This window comes from Alistipes sp. ZOR0009 (assembly GCF_000798815.1).
Taxonomy (GTDB): domain Bacteria; phylum Bacteroidota; class Bacteroidia; order Bacteroidales; family ZOR0009; genus Acetobacteroides.
In genome coordinates, this window is the sequence record NZ_JTLD01000050.1 from 32,938 (window position 1) to 56,879 (window position 23,942).

19 protein-coding genes and 1 tRNA gene are annotated in these 23,942 nt (G+C 37.0%); 2 read left to right on the plus strand and 18 right to left on the minus strand.

The window, feature by feature from the left end; all coding sequences use genetic code 11:
- Positions 1–59: 59 nt before the first annotated feature.
- The 4 genes from L990_RS13860 to fabG form a co-directional block, all read right to left on the minus strand.
- A complete protein-coding gene (locus L990_RS13860) occupies positions 60–1,304 on the minus strand; it encodes a competence/damage-inducible protein A (RefSeq protein WP_047450566.1) in 1,245 nt (414 codons plus the stop codon).
- A 133-nt stretch (positions 1,305–1,437) separates the two neighbouring features.
- A tRNA-Thr gene (locus tag L990_RS13865) sits at positions 1,438–1,509 on the minus strand.
- Between the two features lie 33 nt (positions 1,510–1,542).
- Positions 1,543–2,478 carry a DUF6340 family protein gene (locus L990_RS13870; RefSeq protein WP_047450568.1) on the minus strand — a complete coding sequence of 312 codons (936 nt, stop codon included), beginning with the start codon at positions 2,476–2,478 and terminating at the stop codon, positions 1,543–1,545.
- A gap of 87 nt (positions 2,479–2,565) precedes the next feature.
- Positions 2,566–3,312 carry a 3-oxoacyl-[acyl-carrier-protein] reductase gene (gene fabG, locus L990_RS13875; protein WP_047450570.1) on the minus strand — a complete coding sequence of 249 codons (747 nt, stop codon included), beginning with the start codon at positions 3,310–3,312 and terminating at the stop codon, positions 2,566–2,568.
- A 150-nt stretch (positions 3,313–3,462) separates the two neighbouring features.
- On the opposite strand from fabG, the gene L990_RS19370 reads away from it, so the two are divergent.
- Positions 3,463–5,802, plus strand: coding sequence for a GAF domain-containing protein (locus L990_RS19370; RefSeq protein ID WP_052181029.1), 2,340 nt, complete (start codon positions 3,463–3,465; stop codon positions 5,800–5,802).
- A gap of 91 nt (positions 5,803–5,893) precedes the next feature.
- Positions 5,894–6,883, plus strand: a complete 990-nt coding sequence (locus L990_RS13885) for a hypothetical protein (protein ID WP_156121595.1) — start codon at positions 5,894–5,896, stop codon at positions 6,881–6,883.
- A 36-nt stretch (positions 6,884–6,919) separates the two neighbouring features.
- Here the strand turns inward: L990_RS13885 and L990_RS13890 are convergent, their stop codons facing one another.
- From L990_RS13890 to L990_RS13955, 14 genes are all read right to left on the minus strand, one after another.
- Complete coding sequence (locus L990_RS13890; RefSeq protein WP_047450576.1) at positions 6,920–8,122, minus strand: aminopeptidase C; 1,203 nt, start codon at positions 8,120–8,122, stop codon at positions 6,920–6,922.
- Between the two features lie 134 nt (positions 8,123–8,256).
- Positions 8,257–10,164, minus strand: a complete 1,908-nt coding sequence (locus L990_RS13895; RefSeq protein WP_052181030.1) for an OmpA family protein — start codon at positions 10,162–10,164, stop codon at positions 8,257–8,259.
- 73 nt (positions 10,165–10,237) lie between these two features.
- Complete coding sequence (locus L990_RS13900) at positions 10,238–12,037, minus strand: bifunctional metallophosphatase/5'-nucleotidase (RefSeq protein WP_156121597.1); 1,800 nt, start codon at positions 12,035–12,037, stop codon at positions 10,238–10,240.
- Between the two features lie 29 nt (positions 12,038–12,066).
- A complete protein-coding gene (locus L990_RS13905; protein ID WP_047450712.1) occupies positions 12,067–13,275 on the minus strand; it encodes an ABC transporter permease in 1,209 nt (402 codons plus the stop codon).
- A gap of 25 nt (positions 13,276–13,300) precedes the next feature.
- A complete protein-coding gene (locus tag L990_RS13910; RefSeq protein WP_081981721.1) occupies positions 13,301–14,494 on the minus strand; it encodes an ABC transporter permease in 1,194 nt (397 codons plus the stop codon).
- 17 nt (positions 14,495–14,511) lie between these two features.
- Positions 14,512–15,504 (minus strand): HlyD family secretion protein, encoded by a 993-nt coding sequence (locus L990_RS13915; RefSeq protein ID WP_047450583.1) that lies wholly within the window; start codon positions 15,502–15,504, stop codon positions 14,512–14,514.
- A gap of 24 nt (positions 15,505–15,528) precedes the next feature.
- On the minus strand, positions 15,529–16,110 hold the full coding sequence (locus tag L990_RS13920; RefSeq protein ID WP_047450586.1) for a TetR/AcrR family transcriptional regulator: 582 nt from the start codon (positions 16,108–16,110) through the stop codon (positions 15,529–15,531).
- 179 nt (positions 16,111–16,289) lie between these two features.
- Complete coding sequence (locus L990_RS13925) at positions 16,290–16,769, minus strand: hypothetical protein (protein WP_047450589.1); 480 nt, start codon at positions 16,767–16,769, stop codon at positions 16,290–16,292.
- Positions 16,770–16,799: 30 nt separating this feature from the next.
- Positions 16,800–18,575, minus strand: a complete 1,776-nt coding sequence (locus L990_RS13930) for a V-type ATP synthase subunit I (protein WP_197057300.1) — start codon at positions 18,573–18,575, stop codon at positions 16,800–16,802.
- 8 nt (positions 18,576–18,583) lie between these two features.
- Entirely contained in the window at positions 18,584–19,180 is a 597-nt protein-coding gene (locus L990_RS13935; protein ID WP_047450594.1) for a V-type ATP synthase subunit D, read from the minus strand.
- Between the two features lie 11 nt (positions 19,181–19,191).
- Complete coding sequence (locus L990_RS13940) at positions 19,192–20,514, minus strand: V-type ATP synthase subunit B (RefSeq protein WP_047450597.1); 1,323 nt, start codon at positions 20,512–20,514, stop codon at positions 19,192–19,194.
- The gene (locus L990_RS13945; protein WP_047450599.1) at positions 20,514–22,271 is read right to left on the minus strand and encodes a V-type ATP synthase subunit A; all 1,758 of its coding nucleotides are present in this window, start codon (positions 22,269–22,271) and stop codon (positions 20,514–20,516) included. The genes L990_RS13940 and L990_RS13945 overlap by 1 nt, the downstream gene beginning before the upstream one ends.
- A gap of 15 nt (positions 22,272–22,286) precedes the next feature.
- Positions 22,287–23,147, minus strand: coding sequence for a DUF2764 family protein (locus L990_RS13950; protein WP_047450601.1), 861 nt, complete (start codon positions 23,145–23,147; stop codon positions 22,287–22,289).
- 6 nt (positions 23,148–23,153) lie between these two features.
- Positions 23,154–23,771 (minus strand): hypothetical protein, encoded by a 618-nt coding sequence (locus tag L990_RS13955; protein WP_047450603.1) that lies wholly within the window; start codon positions 23,769–23,771, stop codon positions 23,154–23,156.
- Between the last annotated feature and the right edge of the window lie 171 nt (positions 23,772–23,942).

Genomic DNA, 23,942 nt, shown 5'->3' on the forward strand with positions numbered 1-23,942 from the left:
GGTGCAAATTACGTGATTTTATTTCAAAAATACAAAGGATCAGCTACTTTTTTTCGAATTTACCGCTTTTTTAAAATTTCAATCCTAAGCATGTTTAAAGCTGCTGCAGTTGCTCTTACCATTGTTCGCTCTCGATTGTCTCCGAAATTGAAAACTTTAGAGAAAGTTCCATGTTCGGATGCGACTGCTATCCAGGTTGTTCCAACTGGTTTTGAATCTGTGCCTCCATCAGGACCTGCTATTCCTGATGTTGAAATAGCAAAGTCTGTTTTAAGTAATTTTCTGACCCCTTCGGCCATCTGTTCAACAACGCTTTTGCTGACAGCTCCATCTGTAAAAAGTATACATGGGTTTACGTTTAACAAATCTGTTTTAACGTTATCATCGTAAGCTATAATGCCTCCTTTAAAATAGCGAGATGCTCCTGATACCGAAACAATGGTACTAGCCACAGTGCCTCCTGTGCAAGATTCTGCTGTTGAAACCGTAAAATTTTCTGTTTTCAGTATACGTCCAACGACAACTTCCAACTTTTCATCTTCAAAACTGAAGATATTGTCATTCAAAATATTAGTGATTTCTGCGATTTTCGAATTTGTTTCGTTATTCAGACTATTTTTATCGGATCCTATTGCGGTTATTCTAAGTCTAACACCTTGCAAACTTGGGAGGTATGCCAACTTCATATTTGAAGGTAAATTATCTTCCCAGCTTTCTATTTTCTTTGCTAAAACAGACTCCGGAATTCCTGTAGTCATAATTGTTCTATGCAAAATAGCATTGTTGCCAGCTTCCTTTTCAAGTATTTTTATAATTTGTTGCTCCATTAGCAATTTCATCTCAAATGGAACTCCTGGCATTGAAAAAAGGAACTTTCCTTCTTTTTTAAATAGCATGCAGGGGGCTGTTCCGTTAAAATTTTGAATAACTTCGCAAATATCAGGAACTTCTGCTTGCATTCTATTTATATCAGAAAGGGCTATACCTCTTTTGCTGAGAATTGAAACGACTCGATCAAGAGTGGGAGTATCTGTTTTAAAACCGCACTCAAAATATTCTGCTAATGCTTTTTTTGTAATATCATCTTTGGTTGGTCCCAATCCACCTGTCATAAGAATGGCATCTGCATTTGCAAAAGCGTCGTTTAGGGCTTTAAATATTTGATTTTTATTATCTCCGATTGATGTAATCTTAGATATTTCGATTCCTACCTCATTGAGCTTTTTTCCTATCCAAGCGGAATTTGTATCAACAACCTGACCTATTAGCAGCTCGTCTCCTATCGTGATTATTTCTACCTTCATACTGTTGTGTTTTAACTTATTTCCCAACTAAATGTTTGAGGTAAATGTAGGGAAAGGATGTTGGTGTTAATTGATTTTTATAAAAATTAAACAATAAATCCTCAAAAAGAAGATCTTTTTGAGGATTTATATGAGCCTCTCATGGGATTTGAACCCACGACCTGCTCATTACGAGTGAGCTGCTCTACCGCTGAGCTAAAGAGGCGTTTTGGCAAATTTAGTATTTTTTGTAAAAAAACTACTCCAAAATTTGGCCTGTTTCACTTTGTCTGCTTAAAAGAATTGCCTCATATAAGTTTGTTGTGTAGTCAGATTTAATTTTCTTACACTTTTCTATCCATTTTAGAGCTAAATCAAAATTCCCCATCATTTCGCATGCTAAAGCAATGTTAAAAGAAGCCGCATAGGCATCATTTTTATCTCCTGTTTCTAAGTACAATTTCATTAAGCCGATAACTTCTTTCCATCGAAATTCTTGAATAAATGTTCTTACTTTTAAGAAGGAAGGATCTTGGATTAACATATAAAAACGGGCTTGTTCTTCCCAATATGGGAAAAACTCCTTTCCCATTCTATCTGCAATTTTGAAAGATATATCAGAAGCAATGGTGGAATCTAGCTCATCTCTACGAACTTTTTCGTACTGATCATAGTATAAAGAGTCTTTAAAAACCATTTCTCTGATCATACTGCCGTTTGTTGCGTCATAGGCTCTCCACAAAGACGCAAATGTGGCTTTATAGGTTAGCCCATCTACTTTTTCAATTAATGTTCGTAATAAGGAAATGTCGATGAGATATCTTGATTTATCCAGAATGGTATAATTGAATATTTCCTTTTTTGTCAAATCTACGGGCTCATTAGAGTCTGTTTTAGTGCGTAATTTGTACTTAATCGGGATATATGAGGTCGTAAAAGTGCCTAGCGATCTGTAGTAATCGGAAAATAAGTTTGCGGTAGATGCAACCTGGAGGGAGTCATCTACAAATGCGGTTACCTTTTTTCGAAAGTACCTTGCATTGGGATTATAGTTAGCAACAACCATTACCCTATCGTTGGGGGATAATTTCAAACTGTGTGTGCCAGCCTTTAATATTTCTACATTTACCGTATGTGTGGTAACAGCACAAGATGAAACGCTTGCGATAAAAAATAAATATAGAATTTTTCGCATATCAACTTTTGTTAAAGTACTACCAATATAAGCAAAAAAAATGCCAACCTTTATTAAGATTGGCAATATATTTTAGGTGAACTTTGATTAAATGTTCATTCCGCCGCAAACGGTTAGAACTTGACCTGTTACATAAGCAGAAAGATCTGAAGCAAAAAATACGCAGGCGTTTGCAACATCTTCAGGTGTTCCTCCTCGTTGTAAAGGTATTTTTGCAGCCCACTCTTTTTTCACTTCTTCAGGAAGTTGACCTGTCATTTCAGTAATTATAAAACCTGGGGCAATCGCGTTGTGGCGAATATTACGAGTTCCCATTTCTTTCGCTGCAGATTGGGTGAAACCAATAATTCCTGCTTTAGATGCAGCATAGTTGCATTGGTTTGCATTTCCAGATACACCGACAACTGAACTCATGTTGATTACGCTTCCTCCGGCTTGCTTCCACATGATTGGTTGCACTGCTTTGGTAAAGTTAAATACAGATTTTAAATTTACAGCAATAACCGCATCCCATTGGGCTTCTGTCATACGCTTGAGGGCACCATCTTTGGTTATACCTGCGTTATTAACTAAAATGTCTATACGTCCAAAATTAGCTACAATTTCATTTACAACTCGTTGAGTGTCTTCGTAGTTGGCTGCATTTGATGCATATCCTTTTACTTTAACGCCCAATGCTGCGATCTCGATTTCAGTAGCCTTTGCCGCTTCGTTATACTCTAGGTCGGTAAATGCAACGCTACAACCTTCTGCCGCAAAGCGCAGGGCGATAGCCTTACCAATACCACGTGCTGCTCCCGTTACAAGGGCTACCTTTCCTTCTAATAATTTCATAATTTGAAATGAATTAGGTTTATGATTGGCTCAAAGGTATGAAAAAAATATCTCTAAGATAAAAAGTGTGTGTGTTGTAAGAATAATTAAAGAATGTTGATATTTTTGTTTGCAAAGTTTGGCTGTATTTTAAAGTAATTCAATTAATCAATGAAGTTGAAACTCAAACTCCGCTCAAAACTTATTTTAGGCGTACTTGCTGTTGTGTTTGTTGCCTATGCTTTAAGTGTTTATGAGGAAATTCGCGGGTTAAAGGAAGTGTATGGGAAGTATGCGGATGAAATAGCTCTCCGCGTGGGGAAGGAAAACACTACAAAGGTACAGAGAGAGATTGATTCTTTATTCTCTTATTCCTCTCAAATGGCTAATAGTGTACTTAATTGCTTGAATTCTCCTGTTAATGAGAGATTGGAAAGGGTTAAGCAAGAGGTATATCGTGCTGCTGTTGCTCATCCAGAATGGGTGTCTGTTTGGGCTAGTGTTGAACTTAAAAATCTTGATCCTCTTTTTGATAAGGAGACAGGAAGAATTAGCATTACTTATTTTAGAAATAAGGGGAAGCTAGAGTATATACAGGATACTCTTGATTTGGTAAAAAACAAGCGTGCAGAACTTTATGCTGGATTTAAGGCTTCTAAAAAGAATATACTTATGGATCCTTACTGGTATAGCTATAACAAGAAGGATAGCATTTTCGAGACAAGTATTGGATCTCCAGTCTTAATAGATAACAAATTTCAAGCATTGGTAGGTTATGATGTAGAATTAGAGTCAATGCAAGGTATTGTTGCAAAGATAAAAACGCTCAATAAAGCCAAATCTTTTATTTTGTCAGGAAATGGTTCTGTTGTGGCCGCAACCGAAAATGCATTGCGCGGTAAGAATCTGAAAGAGTTTCTAAATATTTCAGAGGACAATGATATTGCAAAGCAAATTTCAAAAGGTATTCCATTTAGTTTTAATGTTGATAATAGTATTACAAGCGAGGAGTATCGATATGTTATTGTGCCAATGGTTAATAAATCTGCAAATGTTAACTGGGCGTTTGGATTTGCAGTGCCTACCAGTGAAATGTTGGGAATGGCTTCAGATACCCTTAATAGGCTTTGGATTGTAGCAGCAATATCTCTTTTGCTTGTTATTCTTGTTATTGGTCTTCTATCGCATCAAATTACTCGTCCTTTGGTGAAGGTAAATGTTGCTTTAAAAAATTTGGCATCGGGTAAGGTTGATGTTTCTAATAAGGTTACGGTTACTACCAATGATGAACTTAGCGATATTTCTCAATCAACAAATACTCTAATAGACAGCTTATTAAGCACTGTTGATTTTGCAAGAGAAGTAGGAAAAGGAAACCTGTCAGTCAAATTCGAACCACAGAGTAATGACGATGTTCTCGGGATTGCGCTGTTGGATATGAAAAAAAATCTAGAGGAAGCTAAAAGGCTTGAAGAGTTACGAAAAATAGAAGACGAGAAAGTAAACTGGGCAACTAAAGGTGTTGCGCTATTTGGAGAGCTTTTACGCCATAATGAAACAAATCTAGAGGAGTTTTCATATCATATTTTAAGTAATCTAATCGACTACATACGAGCTGATGTTGGAGGCCTTTTCCTTATATCGGAGAAAGAAGATGGCTCTAAATCTATCGATTTGATGGCTTGCTATGCATACGATAGAAGAAAATATGAGGAAAGAAGCTTATCTGTTGGCGAAGGCTTAGTTGGAAGGTGTGTCCAAGAAAGTGAAACAATTTTCTTGTCTGAAATTCCAGAAGGATATATTTCAATAGGTTCTGGGTTAGGTAAAGATAATCCTAGATGTATACTTATAGTTCCATTGAAGCTTAATGATGAGGTGTATGGGGTAATTGAACTTGCTGCATTTGATGTATTTGAAAGACATGTTATTGATTTTGTCGAAAAAATAGGAATTACGATAGCTTCTACCATATCTACAGCAAAAGTAAATATCAAAACGAAGCAGCTTTTAGAAGCGTCTAAATTCCAAGCTGATGAGCTGTCGGCACAGGAAGAGGAAATGCGACAAAATATGGAAGAGTTAATTGCAACCCAAGAAGAGTCTGCTAGAAAATCTAAGGAAATAGAAAACTTGTTAACCTCTTTAAGCGCTGCAAGCTATATTTTTGAATATGATATTGAAGGATTCGTAGTTACGGCAAATGATTCTGTTCTTTCTCTTCTAGGTATGAGACGAGAAAACTTAATAGGTCTTAGTGTTAGGGATGTAGATACTTATGTATCTGCAAACTTTGGCGAATTTTGGAATAACCTAAAGAGGGGAATCCCATCAAAGGTAAAGTCGACAATAAAGGGAATTGGGGCAAAAGTTGTTTTATACGAAACTTTCATACCAATTGCTGATGAGGATGGAAAAGTGTACAAAATTATGGTTATTGCCTATAGCATTGACGATTTTGACAAGTTAAAAGAGCAGCAATCCCCGCAGGTTGCTAATTACAAAGCATAAAAAGCAAAGCCTAATGTATTTTCATTAGGCTTTTGTTTTTTAGTAATGTTTATTTAAATTGTCCGCTCATGTGATTCAAAATCTAACTATTGTGAAGATTATTCTTATTTCGTTTTTATCGTTATCAGTGATGCTGCATGGGTGCAAGAACGAGCCTATTCCTGCTCTTCATACGACAATTGAAAATGGCATTGTAGAGGGTTTTGTTTATACGAATAGTGGATATTTTCTGATTTATAATAATAATGATAAAGATGCCAATCATTTTAAGCTATCTATTAAGGCCGACAAATCGTCATCTCCAGCTCAAGTAATTTTTCCTTTATCATTAAGAGACACTTTATTTGCATCAAATCTTATCTATTCATGTGTTGGGAAAGAAGGCGTCTCGTGGCTACTTTTCGATAAAACAGAGGGGAAAAAAAATAGCCCCAAGCGTTATAAACTGATTAAATATGATTTTTTGCGACGAGTTACCGAGAAAACATACTTCATACTTCCGATTGCTGGTCGAGATTTTTCGTCCATTTCTGACCTTCAGGTCGATGAAAAACAAGAGGTTGTCATCTACATAGACAATGCAAAAAAGGATATTGTATCATTAAATGTTAAAGACGGAACTTTTAAGTCTTTTTCACCTCCTATTCGGCAAAAAAGCAGTATTGTATTTCAGCTTATTGGAGATTCTTTGAGAGGTACGTCAGAGGATTTTAAATATAAAATTGCTCTAAATTTAAATAATTCAACACTTTATATTATTAATAAAAAAATCGGTATGCTATATTCTGTACCGGAAAGTTATGTAATTCAAAAACAATTTTACAACAAAGATATTCAATCGCAAGTTATTGAAGAAGAAGGTGATCTTGAAGATGTAGTCGATATCGATTTTGACTATAAGTCGAGGCCAATTGTGGCTACTAAAAGATCAATCTACATCGTTAGGAATAGAGATAAAACAGTTCTGGTTAAAAACTTTAGGTATGGAGATATTATTGCAATTTCTTATGCCTGCAATAGAGTTTACTTTTGTGCTAAATCTGCAAAAGCTACAATTTATAGTATCGCTTTGACGAAATAAAAAAGGCTCTTTACTAAGAGCCTTTTTTATTTCATGTTACTTTATTCCAAGTTTCTTTTGAATTTCCTTTGGAATGGCATTTTTATGAACCATAATGTTCATCGTTTTGTACTGAACAAAGGGACGAGAAGCGTAAAAATATCCTTTATATATGCCATCAGCACTCCAAGAATTTTTTACGATATAAAAAGTATCACCCTTTTGATCTTTAGCGATACCTTCGAGTACCATTCCATGGTCATCGGTTGTTTGATAGTTGTCAAATGCATCTTGACGCATTTGTTGGGTTATAGTCATTTCTGAAACAGGCTCTTCTAGCTTGTAAATCATAGATTCACGCTCTTTTGCTGTTAGCTCAGACCATTTCGATTTTTCAGAGTTTGAAAGGTTTGCCACATTGGTTTGAGGAATTACAGCTACACCTTTATTGTATTGAAACCCTTTTTCGCTAACATCTGCTCCCCATGCTATTGAGTATCCATTGTTTAAAGAGTTATCAACTACCTGCATTAGCTCATCTAATGGTAGGTTGTAAGATTCTTCCCATAGCCAGTTATCTGGAATTTCAAGAATCATTTTTTTATAAAATGGATGATGGGTATAGGATGTTAACGATACGTAATCGTCTGCATTGATGTTCAATTCTTTTGCAAATGATTGTGGGGTATACTCTTTCCCTTTGTAGGAGAATTTTTCAGGTGTTGTCCCAAGATAAGCATCTAGTATTCCGCTAAATCCATTTTTCCATGCAGTGCTTAATTTTTTGTTGGGATTTTTCACAATTACGTCCACATATGCTTTTGTTAACGCATCAAGTTCTCCATGCACATGCTTTTCTTCTCCGTACTTTAGTCCAGGATAAGCTTCTTCTGGAACTAAACCAAAATTATTCATAACCCAGAATAGATCGAAGAATCCGCCACCACCGGCAAAGTTGAAGTTGCCCTGTAGGCGCACATATTTTTCTGCTTTAGCAGCGTAACAGTTGCGAACTAACCACATTTCAGATAGGTCAAATTCTCCTTTTCCTGTTCGGATTAACTCATTTTCCAAAAAGCCAATTCCCGAAAAACTCCAGCAAGTTCCAGATCGAAATTGGTCTTTTACAGGGGTTCCTTGCACCTGCTTAACAACTGTGAATTTGTAACCCTCAGGTTTGGTGGCTTCCTTTTTAGCTTCTTGAGCCATTGCTCCTGCATATAGAAGCGTCGCTAAGGCAAAAATAGTGAACTTTTTCATTTAACTTTTTTTTGTCGCTTATCAGTCTGTTTAAATAGTTGTTATAAAAGAAGATAGGCGATGTGGTTTTTTATTTGGTATTGCGACAAATTTATAAAAAATGTCTACAATCTAACCTTTTTTTGCATTAAAGATCATTTGTACAAAACTCTCATTTCAGTTCTGCGATTTTTCTTTCTAGTGTTTTCGCTAATGTTATCTGCTACAGGTTTTTCTGACCCATAACCGACAGGCTTTATTCTGTTGCTGTCTATTCCGTTGTCTACTAGATATTTTTTTACGGCAAGAGCTCGATATTCGCTCAGTTTTTTGTTGTAATCTTTCTTCCCAATATTGTCGGTATGTCCTGATATTTCAATCCACATAGTTGGATTTTCTTGCATCAGGATTACAAGCCGATGTAACTCGACGAATGATTCTGGAAGAAGCTTATATTCATTAAAATTGAAGTAGACATTTTGCAGAATAGAGGATGCTCCAATTGCAATAGGAGTTAACTCTGCTGTAATTACATACGGATTTTGTATTGTTCGTATGGAATCTAACTTAAAACTTTCAGAATAAAAAAGATACCCTGCTTTTACAATTTGCATTGCATAGCTTGAAAATGCAGGCAGAGAAGTAAAAAAAGTTCCATCTTCCTTCTTTGATAAGGTAATAAAATCATCGTTTCCAGTTGAAAGATTGCCTAAAATTATTTTTGCATCGAGGGGCTTTTTTGTTTTAGAATCCAGAACAACTCCTTTTATATATGAGGTTCTCATTGGTTTATGTTGTTCTGGCATTTCAAAAGTATAAATATCTAACCCATTATTATCGCTGCGGTTTGTTGCAAAGTAGGTGTTTTTGGTATCGGGTGATATGACAATTCCTTGCTCCTCCCCTTTTGTATTGATTGGAAAACCTATATTTTCAGGTTTACTCCACTCGTTTTCTTTAAGTTTTCTGCTAACGAAAATGTCTAATCCTCCCATTCCCCAGTGACCATCAGAAGAGAAATAAAGGCTTGAGCCATCAAAATGAATAAATGGCGCGACATCGTTTTTGGGCGTATTAATTGTGCTTCCTAAGTTTTTTACGCTACTCCATTCTCCTGTCTCATCATCTCTAATGGCCATATATAAATCATAACCACCATACCCTCCTGCTCTATTACTGGTAAAGTAGAGATATTTGCCATCTGGACTTATCGATGGTTGCTTATCTGAAGCATTTGTGTTTACCGGTGCTGGTAGTTTTTCAGGTTTACTCCATCCATTATTGGTGTTTTTTGAATAAAAAAGATGGCATGTTGTTGTACAGATGGTAAAATACATTCCTTTTCCATCAGCAGTTAGCGACAGGGCACCTTCGTTTGCTGCTGTATTTATATTTCCTGGCATTTTGATTGCTGAACTCCATCCCTTATCTTCAAGTTGGTATGATACGTAAAAGTCTTCTTGGTAGCCTGTTAGGTTATTTTTAATGGGAGTATTACTCGTTTTGACGAATGTCTTTCCATCTCCAGTTACGCTAGGCCAGTAATCATCGTACTGAGTGTTAATTGAATCTCCGAGATTTATGGGATTAAAAGTAACAGGATGCTCTTGTAAATTTACAGCAAACTTAGCTCTTTCAATTAGGTCAGATACTTTTGATTGTTGGCTGGGATTTTTTTCTACAAAAAATTGGAAATATTTAATAGCATCAGCGTATTCCCCTTTTTTTAACTTAATTTCTCCTAATTTTGCGCTTAAGAAAGGGTAAAATAGAGGGTTGATCTTATAGGCCTTTTCCCCAAATTTAAGAGCATTATCGGCGTCTCCCTTTTCCATACATGCTTGCATTGCCAAAAGATATGGCTCAATAAATTGATTATCTGCGGTTAAAACTTCATCAATGGTATTAAAAAAGTCGATGTAATTGTGATGTTCAAAAAAAGTTAAGGCTGTTTCGTACAATTTGATAGCCTTCTTATTTTTAGAAGTATACGTCTGTGCATCCAGTTGATTTGCAATAAGAAACATGCATCCGAATAAAAAAACTTTCTTTAGGTAACTCATGGTAAAAGATTAAAAAAGACCTATCTCAGAAGGGATAGGTCTAAGTTATAGAAAACGTGGTTTTCTACAAAGTCTATTTATTGAAAATTATCTTTCGATCTACTGATTCTGCTTTTTGGCGCATATCTTCAGGTATAAACTTCCAGGAATTTAAAGGAGTGTGGTTTAGTTTTCCTGTTCTAATAATTTCATTCATTATAAGATAGCGCAGGTCAAATTTGCTAACATAAACAATCCTTTTCGATATTTCCTCTTGTGGAATCTTGGCTCCAAAGGTCAAATGTCCTCCACCTCCGTTGCCTCTATAGCTGCTCATGGCAACAGTATAAGTGTTAGTTAACTCAAACGGCTGTCCGTTTGCTAAAGAAATGATGTTGATTCTACTTCCTGCATCCTTGGTTATATCTACCGTGTAAATTAAGCCTGCACCAGAGTCAAAATTGTAATATGGATTCTTAAAGTGCGTACTAGAGTTTAATAGAAGCATTCCATTGTTAGGGTCGTCCACTTTTTTAATCCACAGATTATAAGAGTATTCTAAAAAATCTTTAATTTCCTGCCCACTCATTTTGAGTCCATATAAAAGATTTTCGTATTTATAAAGACGAAACATATCTCCAACGGTAATTGTACCTGCAGGGATTAATGCGTTGAACATAAGAGGGGAAGCCATGCTTATATCTGCCTTAGATTCTTTAAGGGCAGCTCTGTGAACAAGATCAACAAAGGACGAGCTCCCAAAATAGGCATCTTCAGCATTTATTGTTTCATCTAAAACACCAATTTCTTTAGAAGAATAGTCTTTGATTTTATTAAAATCAGAATTAAAAGCCGCCATAAAATCGGGATCAGGCTTAACGCTTTTGACATCAACAATCTCTCCTGAAAGTATTTTTTTACTACCAGAGAAGTTGATGCTTAAAACGCCAACAGTTCGTGCAAATGCAGCAGGATTAAGCATCTGCACCGTATCTCCATAGCTATTTACTATTTTGCTATTGTAAACTTCATGATCATGACCAAATAGAATAGCGTCGAATCCTTTTACCCGCTTTGCGACAATTGCAGCAGCATTTTCGTTTTTGTAAGTTTCTTCGTTCTGGTTGTTATAATTGAAATTTATGCCAGTATGGAATAAACCAATAATAGCATCGGGCTTCTCTTTTGTTTGGATGATGTTAATCCATTTTTTTGCGCTTTCTACCATATCTTCAAAAGTCATTCCGCTCCAGATATTTTCGGGGAGCCACGAAGGGATTGCTGGTGTAATTAAGCCTAAGACGGCAATTTTTTTCCCAGCAACTTTGAATACTTTATATGGCTCGAAATAAGGTTTTCCTGATGGCTTAACAGCATTGGCTGCTAACCAAGGAAAGTTGGATTCTGCTCTTACACGATCGTAAACGGGATGTCCTGGTTCTAAATCGTGATTTCCAACTGTTAATGCGCTATATCCCATATAGTTCATTACTCTAGACTGTAGATGCCTACTTAAGGTATCTACAAAGTTGTAATAGTAAACAGTTGGCTGGCCTTGAAGCATGTCTCCATTGTCCAGAAGCAAATAGTTTTCCTTAGCGGCCTTTAAACTTTTTATATAGGCATAAACTTGTGATAAGCTGCCTTCTTTGGGCTTTTGCTCAATGAAGTCATACGCAAATATTGCTCCATGAACATCAGTTGTAAAAACTACTCTTACTTTGTTGATTTTGCTATTGGCAAATCCAGTTAAAGACAAGAGTAGTACAGTTGCTATTGACAATAGCTTTAATTGAAATGTTCTATTCATAAAATGATTTTTTGTACGACAGCATTGAGTTTCAACTTTATGTTCGTATAGGCAAATATAACATAAGGATTGTATTAAAAACAAAGGCTCTCAATTTCGAGAGCCTTTGTTTCTTAGTTTGAATCTTTCGACTCATTATCAATTTCTTGTAATTCTAACTCTTTGTTGTTTTGTTTAATACGGTATCTTAGAATTAAATAAGCTACGGTAAAATAAAATACCATTAGTGATAAAAGCATAACGAATTCATGCGATACTTGTTTTAAACTAGCACCCATTGTATTGAGCCTCAAAAAGCCTTGAATGGCAGCTGTACTTGGAATTATTTTTGTAAAATATTGAAGTACAGTTGGCATTTCATTTATCGGCCATGACATGCCACTTAAAAATACGAACGGAATAGAAGTGAAAAACATGAAGACCAATGAGTGTTCTCTTTTCTTAATCATCGATGCGATGGCTACTCCTAAAAATCCAACTGACAATAAGTAGGGGATTATTAAAATAATGATATCTATTGGATTTCCTTTTTGAGGGAATCCAAAAATCTTATATATAATAACAAGAGCAAAGAATACATTGAGAATGTGTAACAAGAAAAAAGCAGATACCTTTCCTAGTAAAATGGGAATAGCACTTCTCGGATTTAGTGTGTTTTCTAGAAAATAATACTTCCTATTACGTTCTCTGTTGGTTCCTCCTAACATTCCGATACTTAATAGTAAAGTTTGTTGAAGTATTAGTATTAGAAGTCCTGGCATGGCATATGATGCATATCCTGCAGATGGATTAAAAAGGTAGTTTGTTTCAACAGATAGCGGTTGACTTTGCGCTAATGCTTTATTCATATCCATTCCTTTCTGCATTAAGCGAGCAACTTCTATTTTAACTCCCATCGTAGTCCCAGCAGAAACTGCAGCAGATAGTACTTGTTTGTATATCATAAAGTACGTGGCATCTGCATATGCTTTTATGGATGTCTGTTCTCCTCGAAAAATTTTTCTTTCAAAATCTTTGGGTATGATAATTATTCCATGTACGATGTCGTCATAAAATAAATTTTGCGCCTCTTTGAAATTGTAAATATGATAATCTACCTTAATTTGAGAGCTGGCATCAAGCATTTGAGTTAAAGTGCGGCTGCTTTTTGTTTCGCTCAAATCTACGACAGCAACAGGTATTTCTCTTACCACTTCCTTTGAATAGGCAACAGAGTATATTACCGGATACATAATTGTTGCCCCAAAAAGAATTATCAAAACACCAGGATCTTTAACTATGTGCTTAAAATCAGTATAAAATGTATGAATAAATACATCCAAGGATCTTTTAATAGATTTCAACATGCTATATTCCTCCCCAATATTTTTGATACATCATAAACTTTTTCAGTCTGGGTAAAAAAGTAAGAGGTACAAGGATAAAGAAACCCATCATTCCAAGAGGAAAAAGTGCGGTATAAAGTGGTGCACCACGTAATCCTTGACTGATATAAATATCTAAATAGTGAGTAAATGGGAAAAATTGTCCGGCTACAACAAGTGCATGAGGCATTCCTACAAAAGGAAACGTTAATCCTGAGAATGTAAATGCGCATACCGCATATGCGCTTGAAATTGATAGCGCCATTCGAAGATTACTTGTCATATTTGCAATTAAGACGCCAATACCTTGATAGGAAAGAACAAAAAAGAGGTTTGAAAGCATAAGAACAATTCTACTTCCTCTTAGTGGTACCCCTATAAATCGGTAGAGCAAGGTGCTCATGAAAAGGCTTACAATGAAGAAGACTATCGAATAAGGTATAACTTTTCCTGTTATTGCACTGATAACATTAAAGCCAGAAGCCTTTAGCCATTCGCGGGCTGTTCCTTCCTTCATCTCTACATTTATAGCATAAACCGTAGCTGTTAAAATAAACATCTGCAGCATGATAGGAAGTAGTGCTGTAAGCAAATAGTAGGCGTAACTTCCAAAAGGATTATAAAGCATTCTCTTTTCGACCACTATTGGCATAATCTGTTGAGCAGCAACATTTAAATCTTCTCCCTTTTTTGCCCTTGATTGCAGATCAACACCTGCATTTAAGGTTAGCAAAGCTGTTCTAATATCTCGATCTAAAAGGCCTCCTTTTAAAATGTTAACATTACTAACAGATACGTATACTTTACTAGGGATACCTCGATAAAGATTATGTTCAAAATCTTTGGGTATAACTACTAGGGCATTACTTTTCCCTTCTAGAATAAGATTTTTTCCTTCTTCATAGCTTGTAACTCGATAGGCGACATCAACGGATTGGGTTGCTCCAATCATTCGTATTGCCTTACGAGACATGGATGTTCCATCCTGATCGTGAACAGCAATAGGTATTTTGTGGGGAACTCCCTTGTCGAATATTTCTGTAAAAAGGAAAAACGATGCTAGCGGAAATATTAGTAAAACAAATAGATATAGCGAGCTGCTAGATATTCGTTTTAATTCCCTACTTAGCACACACAAAATTCCTTCTCGCATCGAATGTTTAATTCTTTTGCGCATCAAAATAGTTTAAGGTGTTAGTCCTCTATTTTATTCCAATCAACGAGAACGCTCATTCCTGGACGTAATCCTAAGTTTTGTTGTACTGGTTTTGCCTTAACCTCAAATGTTTTGCGGTCAAAATCACCAGATGTTTTAGTTGCAGTCCATGTGGCATAGGCTCCCAAAACAGCAATGTGACTAATTTTAAACTCAATTTCTTTATCGCCTAGGGCAGGAACTTTGCCTTTAAAAGATTTGCCCATTTTTATTTTAGAAAGAAAATCTTCGCGCAGGTTAAATGAAACCCATACATCTTTTAAATCTACAAGCGTAATAACGGGATAGCCAGTTCCAATAAGTTCTCCCTTCTCGGCAATAATAGATGAAATTTCGCCATTGATTGGTGACATGAGATGGGTTTCGCTTAAGTAAGATGAAACTTCACTAACAGCACCAGTTGCTTGGTTTACTAGCGCTCCTGCTGCGGCTTTATCCTCATTTCTAGCTCCTTTTTTGGCCATATCATATACTGCTTTGGCCGCTTCTGCCGTATACTTTGCTGCTTTATATTGCGTTTCTACTTCATCGCGTTTTTGAGCAGCAACTACTCCTTTATTGAATAAATTTTGAATTCGTTTAAAACTTTTTTCTGCAAAATCAGCAGCCGCTTCTGCTTTTTGCCAAGTTGTATATGCTGCTTGTATCTCTTCGATTCTTGCTCCGTTATTAGCTTTCAGACGTTGAGCTTCTGCCGCTGCTTTAACAGCGTTTACTTGCGCAAATTTGGCTGTAACTTCTGGGCTACTTAAAGTATACAATAGCTGACCGACAGCTACTGCATCACCTTCTTTCACATAAAGGCTGTCGATGCGTCCTGGTAGTTTTGAAGCCACCTTAACCTGTGTCGCTTCTATTTCGCCTTGAATGATATATGGTTGCGGTTTTAGAATGTACCATCCAACCAATATTATAAGTGTAAGCAATCCAATAGTGCCTACAGCAAGCATAAAAAACCTATTGTTTTTCATTTTTCGTTTACCCTTATTTTGTTTTTAATTAATTGCTTTAAAACACAAGTTGGCAACTCTACTAACAATGGCATCGTCAAATTCTCGATGTCCGAAATGATTTCTATATCGAGAATCAATGTATAGTAGTGATTGTCCTATGATTAAAACATACAAATCTTCCGATGTTATATGTTCGTTAATTTCGTTATTTTTTTTCCCTTTATCAAGTAATTTTTCAAAGGTTGTCTTTAGACGATTGGCAACTTCAATGTTTATCTCAAAGTTATAATCGTGAATAAGCATAAAAAGGAACTTGATTTGAACAGGAAATTCTTTGGCACGGTTCATTATGTACGCAACAAATTCATGTACGATCTCTTTTATGCTACTTTTAGTCTCGTACAGATAGTCAAAATAGTCGACAAGCGTTTCGACCTTATCTTTAAAAATGTCAGAAACAAGATCGTACTTGCTATTGTAGAAACGGTATAAGTAGCCATCTGCTACACCTGCCCTTTTGGCTATGAGTGATACGGATGCTGCGTTATAGCCGTGGCTTACTACCAGTTCGACGGTAGATTCTTTAATTCGTTCAAGCTTACTTGCATCAATGCTCTTTGCCATCTTTATATGACTGAGTATTCATTCATTTAACATGCAAATATAACCTGTTGCTAATACAAGTATTTCTCATTAACTAAATTTAAACGGCCATTTGAGCATTATTGGTACACAGACTTTCTCAAATGGGCAAAAAAAGAGGCTACACTTCTAGTGTGTAGCCTCTTTTTGTTGCTTTTTTATTATAAACCTAGGCTAGCACTTACGCTTATTTGAATAAGTACTGCAGCAATAAGGGCAATAATCGCATAAAGTTCTGGATATACAGCAAGAATCATTGTTTTACCAAAAACATCATTGCCATTTGCCATTTCATTGATTCCATTTGCAATAACTCCTGCTTGTTTTACCGAAGAGAAGTATCCTACTAGGCCCATTGCTAAGCCTGCAGCCAATATTGCAAATGCAATTTCAATTGGAGCACCTTTAGCAATAAAGGCTGGCATAATGCTATTGAAAAGGAAGAAAGCGGCAAAGCCATATAGTCCTTGAGTAGATGGAAGAGCCGTTAAAAGCATACTCTTACCAAAGATATCAGGATTCTTTTTTAACCCTCCAATTGTAGCATTTCCTGAAATCGAAACGCCAATTGTGCTACCAATACATGCTACACCAACCATAATGGCTAATCCTACATATGCAAGCATTACAGATACAAACATGTTATTATCCTCCAAAATTTTACTTTGTTATTAATCTTTTTGTTGTGTTACTTTTTTTGCAAAAGGTCTATAGTAGCGTCCACTACCCTCAAATCCGGAGTTTTTATAAAACTCCACGAAGCTTAAACGAAGTGGGTGTACAAAAGCACCTAATGACGATAGAGCAAGATTTGCTCCATGACCAAATACCAAAACGATCCCAAATAGCAAATAATCGAGTCCGAAAGGCAATGATCCTAATGCCAGTGCCGCAATCTGATTTACCACAAGTCCTAAAATAGAACCCGCTAAACCTAGGGCAAATAGACGGATATATGACAGTAAATCTCCAAAGAATCCGGTTACTTCATATAGCTCTACGAGCCCCATTCCAATGCGTCCAAATATACCTTTATCTGGGTCGCTAAAAAGCAAAAGCAAACCGACACCAGAATAAACAAGATAGGTAAAATACGGCTTTAAAGGTTCTACAAAATACATTGCCGCGCCTATCAAGATTATCATCCAAGCAATTGGGCCAATTGCAAATTGCCAGTTGGAATGCTTTCTTGCCCTATTGTAAGCCTTTATTGATAATCCAAATAGAATTTGGACAAATCCGATTCCGACAGCGAACAGCATCATTTGATTTCTGTCAAGGAATAGCTTCTGAATATTGTGAGGAAGGAAGGGCCAGCTAGCCATTTCTTCGCCAAATATTCCACCAGAGAGCAATCCCATTACAACAGTCCCCAAGCCTAACCATTGCATAAGAATCAGAAACGGTCTGAAGTTTGCTAATGCTGGTTTATTTCTTAAAATAAATCCGGCAATGATGAAAACAACTCCATAGCCAATATCTCCCATGCACAATCCAAAGAACATTACAAAGAATGGTGCAAAGAAAGGCGTCAAATCCAGCTCATTATATGATGGTGGTACGTATAACTCCCCAATCCATTCAAAAAGCGATGCAAATTTGCCATTTTTGAGTTTTATCGGGGGATTATCCTTTACGGTAGCCTCCTCTGTCAAATAGACTATTGATTTTGACTCCAGATATTGATTTAATTCATCAACTGAAGTTACAGGCGCAAATCCAGAAACAACCGCTACGCTACCTCCAACCTCTCGCTTTACTCCATAGTAAATCGATTTAACATCAATCTTTTCAAGTAAAGACGATCGGGTGTTGACAAGCATCTCGACATACTGCGATAGACTTAATAGCTCTTTTTTTAGCGATTCTTGTTCGCTTTCAACTTTGTCTATGCTGTCTTTTAATTTTGACGCAGATTGCTGTGGTGCCTTTACCTCTGTTGCTGGAACAGAAAAATTTTCGGCATCAGGTTGAACGCAAGCAAAGTAGGTAATTCCGTTTAATTCATTAATTACTTGGATGGGGTATAATAGCTCCCATTCAGGGTTAAAACGCTTTGATGGTATCGTAAAATACCTAATTTTAAGCTCTTTCGATTCTAGATCTTGAATTGCGTTAGAATCAAAATCCCCCCAAGGTGAATGTTCTGAATACTCCTTTTTCAGCTTCTTCAGATCAGCCTCGAGAATCTCACGCTCTTTGAGAATTGCTTCAAAGCGCTCAAGAACATCTTGAGAATCTCTATCAAAAAGTTGATCCTGATTCTCCTGATTTCTTTGTAGCACTTTGATCGCCGCATTGTACCTTCCTGACAACTCAAGCAGCGCTTTTTCTTCTTCGTTCAGATTTCTCTTTTCTTTGGTAACATCCAGCACTCCAATGCGCTGAACATCCTCCAAAAATGAAGCGAAATCTTCATGATGAACAAGGAAAGCATACTTAATCATTTTTATAATCATGATGCAACCTCCTCGTATCGTTTTTTTACAATCTTTTGCGCTGATTTAGAAAGGTTTTCCTCATCCTCTAAGAATCGTTTGATCTTTCGTATAGCATTTTCGTAATCAGGAATTTGAACTTTCTCGTAAAGATTCACTTTTTGGGTAGTTTTCTTTCGAGCTCTATCTAAAAGTCTCATCTTTTGCAGGTAAAACTCTCTTTCAATTCCTAATGTTGAAAGTTCCTTTAATATTTGAATGCCATCGGCATACCAAAAGGGGCTACTAAAAAGATCGAAGTCTTGAACCTCAAAGATAACCTCCTTCAAAACGGGTATTTTAACACCTGCAATTTTGCTAAGGGTTACTTTCACATCGGTTACAGCAACGAGGCCTGGTTCAAATTCAGCCCACAGGCCATGCATGTACTGCATACGATGCATCAGTTCTTTTTGTCGCTCTTCAACCTCATCGGCCATTGTTTTGGCCTTTTTTACTTCGAGACGTAGAGCTGACTCCTTATTCTTAATGGTTGGGAGCGCACGCATTCTAACTCGGAGCTGTTTGTTTAGCTCGTTTAGCGCTGTTTTGTTTATTTGATACTTAACTCCCATGTTCTTATTTTTTAGTTCTTAGGCCAGTATTTTTCTACAAACTCTTGCTTTATAGCAACTTCTGTTTGGTTGAAATACTTAGCTAGCAAGTCCCATGCTGTATCAAGCATTTTGGTTGTGTCAATATTTACGTCGATAGCAAGCAAGAACTTGGAGTAGTCGTAGGCAAACTTAAGAGCCCGTTCATCGTAATCGGTTAGATCGAAACCATTCTCCAGCTTAGTTTTTGCATTTGCAGCATCAGCATAAAGGCGAACTGCAGCATTCATAACTTGAGGATGATCTTCTCTGGTCTTCTTTCCAATTACCAGCTGTTTTAAGCGTGATAGGCTTCGGAATGGATCGATAATCACCTTTCCTGTATCCGAATCGGCACGTAAAAACAGCTGTCCTTCTGTGATATATCCTGTGTTATCAGGAATTGCGTGAGTAATATCTCCTCCGGATAGCGTTGTTACGGCAATAATAGTGATAGATCCTCCATTCGGAAGTTGTACTGCTTTTTCATAGATCTTGGCAAGATCGGAGTACAACGAGCCTGGCATTGAGTCTTTAGATGGAATTTGATCCATACGGTTAGATACAATTGCTAGAGCATCCGCATAAAGAGTCATATCCGTTAATAAAACCAGAACTTTTTGCCCTTTATCAACTGCAAAATATTCAGCGGCTGTAAGCGCCATATCTGGAATGAGAAGACGCTCTACAGGAGGTTGTTCTGTCGTATTTACAAATGATATAATACGATCTAATGCGCCAGCATTGTCGAATACATTTTTAAAGAAAAGGAAATCGTCATTAGACAGCCCCATCCCTCCAAGAATGATCTTATCTGCTTTTGCACGTAGCGCTACCATTGCCATTACTTGGTTGAATGGTTGGTCTGGATCTGCAAAAAATGGGATTTTTTGGCCAGAAACCAGCGTATTATTCAAGTCGATACCTGCAATGCCAGTTGCAATTAACTCTGAAGGTTGCTGACGTCTAAACGGGTTAACAGAAGGTCCTCCAATTTCACGTTCTTCTCCTTGAAGTTCTGGTCCACCATAAATAGGTTTTCCGTAAGCATTAAAGAAGCGGCCAGCCAAATCGTCTCCAACTGTTAATTTTGGAGCATGACCGTAAAATACCACTTCTGTATTAGTTGCAATCCCTTCAGTTCCTGAAAAAACTTGAAGAGTTACAAGGTTCCCGCTAATCTTAACTACCTGAGCAAGCTTATCTCCTACTTGAGCAAGTTCTTCATTCATAACACCTTCTGCACGAAGCGTTACGGTAGCCTTGGTGATATTTTCAATTTTTGTATAAATTCGTTGAAAAGCAGTCGTTTCCATTAAGCAACCCTCCTTTCTTCAAGTATTGCGTTTAGTTCGCTTTCATAGCCATTGAACTTATCACTCTCAAATTCAGAGTAATTCATTTGCTTTAGAACGTTGATTATGCGCTTGTAGTAGTTGCCTACAACATCAAAAGATTCGAAGTTATACTTGGAATTGATGATGTGAGAAACTAAGTTAAGCATGTAGTGTTGTCGATTCAATGGTGTAGAGGAGTCGATCTTATCGAAAGCGTCTTGTTGTAATATAACAAAGTCAACAAGCTCTGACTTCCAGAACCTATCATGGTATTCAACAGGAACACCGTCATCTCCAAGAATATTGATTTGCTCGTAAGCCTCACGGCCTCTAAGTACAATATTTTTTACATCAAGTACCTTATCAACCCACTCTTCGGAAATCTTTTTCTTCAGATATTCTACAATTTCAGGATACTCTAAGTATTTAGAGTATGATTCAATTGGATCTACTGCTGGATATCGCTTAGAATCAGCTCTTTGTTGCGAAAGAGCATAAAAGCATCTTGCAGCCTTTTTGGTTGATTCTGTTACTGGTTCTTTCAGGTTACCTCCAGCAGGAGATACTGTTCCTATAAAAGTTACAGAACCTGATTTTCCGTTGTTTAGATATACGAAACCAGCACGCGAGTAGAAATTTGAAATAATAGCGGGAAGGTCCATTGGGAATGCATCAGCACCTGGAAGCTCTTCCAAACGATTTGACATTTCACGAAGTGCTTGTGCCCAGCGAGATGTTGAATCGGCAAGAAGAAGCACTTTGTAGCCCATTGCTCTATAGTACTCTCCTATTGTCATTGCTATATATACAGATGCTTCACGGGCGGCAACTGGCATGTTAGAGGTATTACAGATAATTGTAGTACGCTCAATCAGCTTACGTCCAGTTCTTGGGTCTTCTAGGTGAGGAAACTCAACAAACATCTCAACAACCTCATTCGCACGTTCCCCGCAGGCTGCAAATATGATGATGTCAGCTTCGGCATGTTGTGATAGCGCATGTTGTAGAACTGTTTTTCCTGCACCAAAAGGGCCAGGAATAAAGCCAGTTCCTCCTTCAGCCATTGGATTTAGCGTATCAATACATCTAACGCCAGTTTCCATTACCTTGAAGGGACGAGGCTTTTCTTTGTAGGCTTTAATAGCCAACTTAACAGGCCATTTCTGAACCATTGTGATACTGCATTCTTCCCCATTTTCATCGGTAAGAGTTGCAATGGTTTCAGTTATTTTATAGTTGCCTGCAGGTGCCAACGATTTTATGGTGTATTTTCCTTCAAACTTGAAAGGAACCATAATCTTGTGGTTCACCCAGTTTTCTTTTACTTCACCTAACCAATCCCCTGCTTCGACCTCATCTCCAACATTGGCAATGGGGTTATACTCCCAAAGCTTGTCTTCATTAAGAGGTTTGGTGTAAATTCCTCGTTTCAAAAATACACCGTCAAGTTCTTCAAGGTCATTCTGCAAGCCATCGTAATTACGTTGCAGTAGCCCTGGTCCTAGAGTCGCTTCGAGCATATGCCCCATGAACTCCACTTCATTACCCACCTTAAGACCACGGGTTGATTCAAAAACTTGAACGAAAGCCTTATCGCCATTGATCTTAATGACCTCGGCCATAAGTGTTACATCTCCAAGCTTAATATACCCGATCTCATTTTGGGCAACAGGACCATCAACTTGAACAATTACAAGGTTTGAAATAATTCCTGTAACTCTTCCTTTTGTTCTCATATTTGGTTCTTTATCCTATTTCTCATTTTCAATATCGAAGGCCGCATTTAGATCAAATTCTCCTTTTAATTCTGTAAAATACCTTTTAAGAAGTTCTTCTCCTGTTGCGGGATCTAGCTTAATCCAACGAGCAACTATTTCGGTTTTAATCCAGAAACCAAGAATTTTATCTATATTAAAATAGTTAAAAGTGTTGATTTCTTCAATTAGGTTCCATCTTAGCTGGTCGATGCGCCTTTCTCTTTCTAAAAAATTACTGGTATCCAAGGCATGTATAACCTTGTCCATTAGTGCAACCTCTCCCCTTAGTCCAAAGTCGGCCGATAAGTTTTTAGACAGATGTTCCGTTATAGGGTCGTTACCAACTAAAAACTGAGAGACATCTTTATCTAACTTCCGAGCGCTAAAGGCTGCCAAAATATTTCTTAGCTGCCTGTCAAACATAAACCAAACTTTTAAAAACTTATTATCATATTGTTCAACAAAATGATAGTAGCGAGTTGTGAGGTCTACTTCGGGTGAAATTTCTCTTTTTTCTTCCTCCTCTATCTTTGTTTCTTCAGATTTTTCTTTTGCTCTATCTGCAAAAAAATCCTGAATATACAGAGGGAAAAGCGACTTGTTTTCTGAAAATTCTTCGTATGCAGCAACAGGAACTGTACCTAAATCATTAGTAACAGGCTTATTTCTGAGGTATGCGAATACGTTTTCATTGTCATAATGGAGAAAAAGAGCATCTAGGAACTTTTGATGTTCCTCTGCAACGTTCACCTTTAGTTCCTTTTTAATGCCTTGCAAATCAACTTTCCGATTTTCAGCATCAAAAACGAGCTCTGGCAATCCAGTAACCAAATAGTAATATTGGTTTGGAATCATATTCAATTATTTTCCTCCAAAGAGTAGTTCTACAAGACGAGGACGCAAGAAGGATTTGAATAAATTTTCAAAATCTTGCTCTGTAAAGCTAACCTGATATCCACCATCTTTGGGGGCTATCTTAAATCCGGATTTTACTCCTTTGCTAAACTGAACATCTAAGTATACGCTTAGTGCTTCTCCCGCCTTACTAAAAAAGTATTGCTGAAGCTGTTCCTTCTTGTCTTTAGGAAGGAGGACTGCAAGTGAGTTATCCGCATCATTATTAGGATTAAATTTGGAAATTGCCTCCTTTACAATGGATTGAATAAATTCAGGACTTGCAAATGCAGCATCAAGTGAGGGCGTTATTGCTTTTGTTGCAATAATTTCTTCAACTTCCTGCTTAACTGAGTTAATCACTTGCCGTGCAGCCATTTTAAACTCAGAATCGGAGTTTTTGGCCAATTCAGCAGCATTATGCTTTGCATCGGCAAGAATTTTTTCTGCATCCTTTTTTGCTTGCTCAATGATTTGCTGGGCGTCAGCTTTAGCTTTTGCTAGAACTTGCTCAGCTTCTGCAGCTCCTTTGCTTAAGCCTTCTTTATAGAGCTTTTCGGTGAGCTCCTGAAGCTTATTTTGCATATTAAACCTCCTTTTCTTCCCGAGGGAAATTTTATTTTGTTAGACTTCTTATCTGCTCGTACTAAAGGTGAATAAATGCCTATTGCACATTATAACCTTGATTATCTTATATAAATACTATTGACTAAGATAGATATTTAGTCAATAAGCTATTCTAACAAGAGGTTAAAA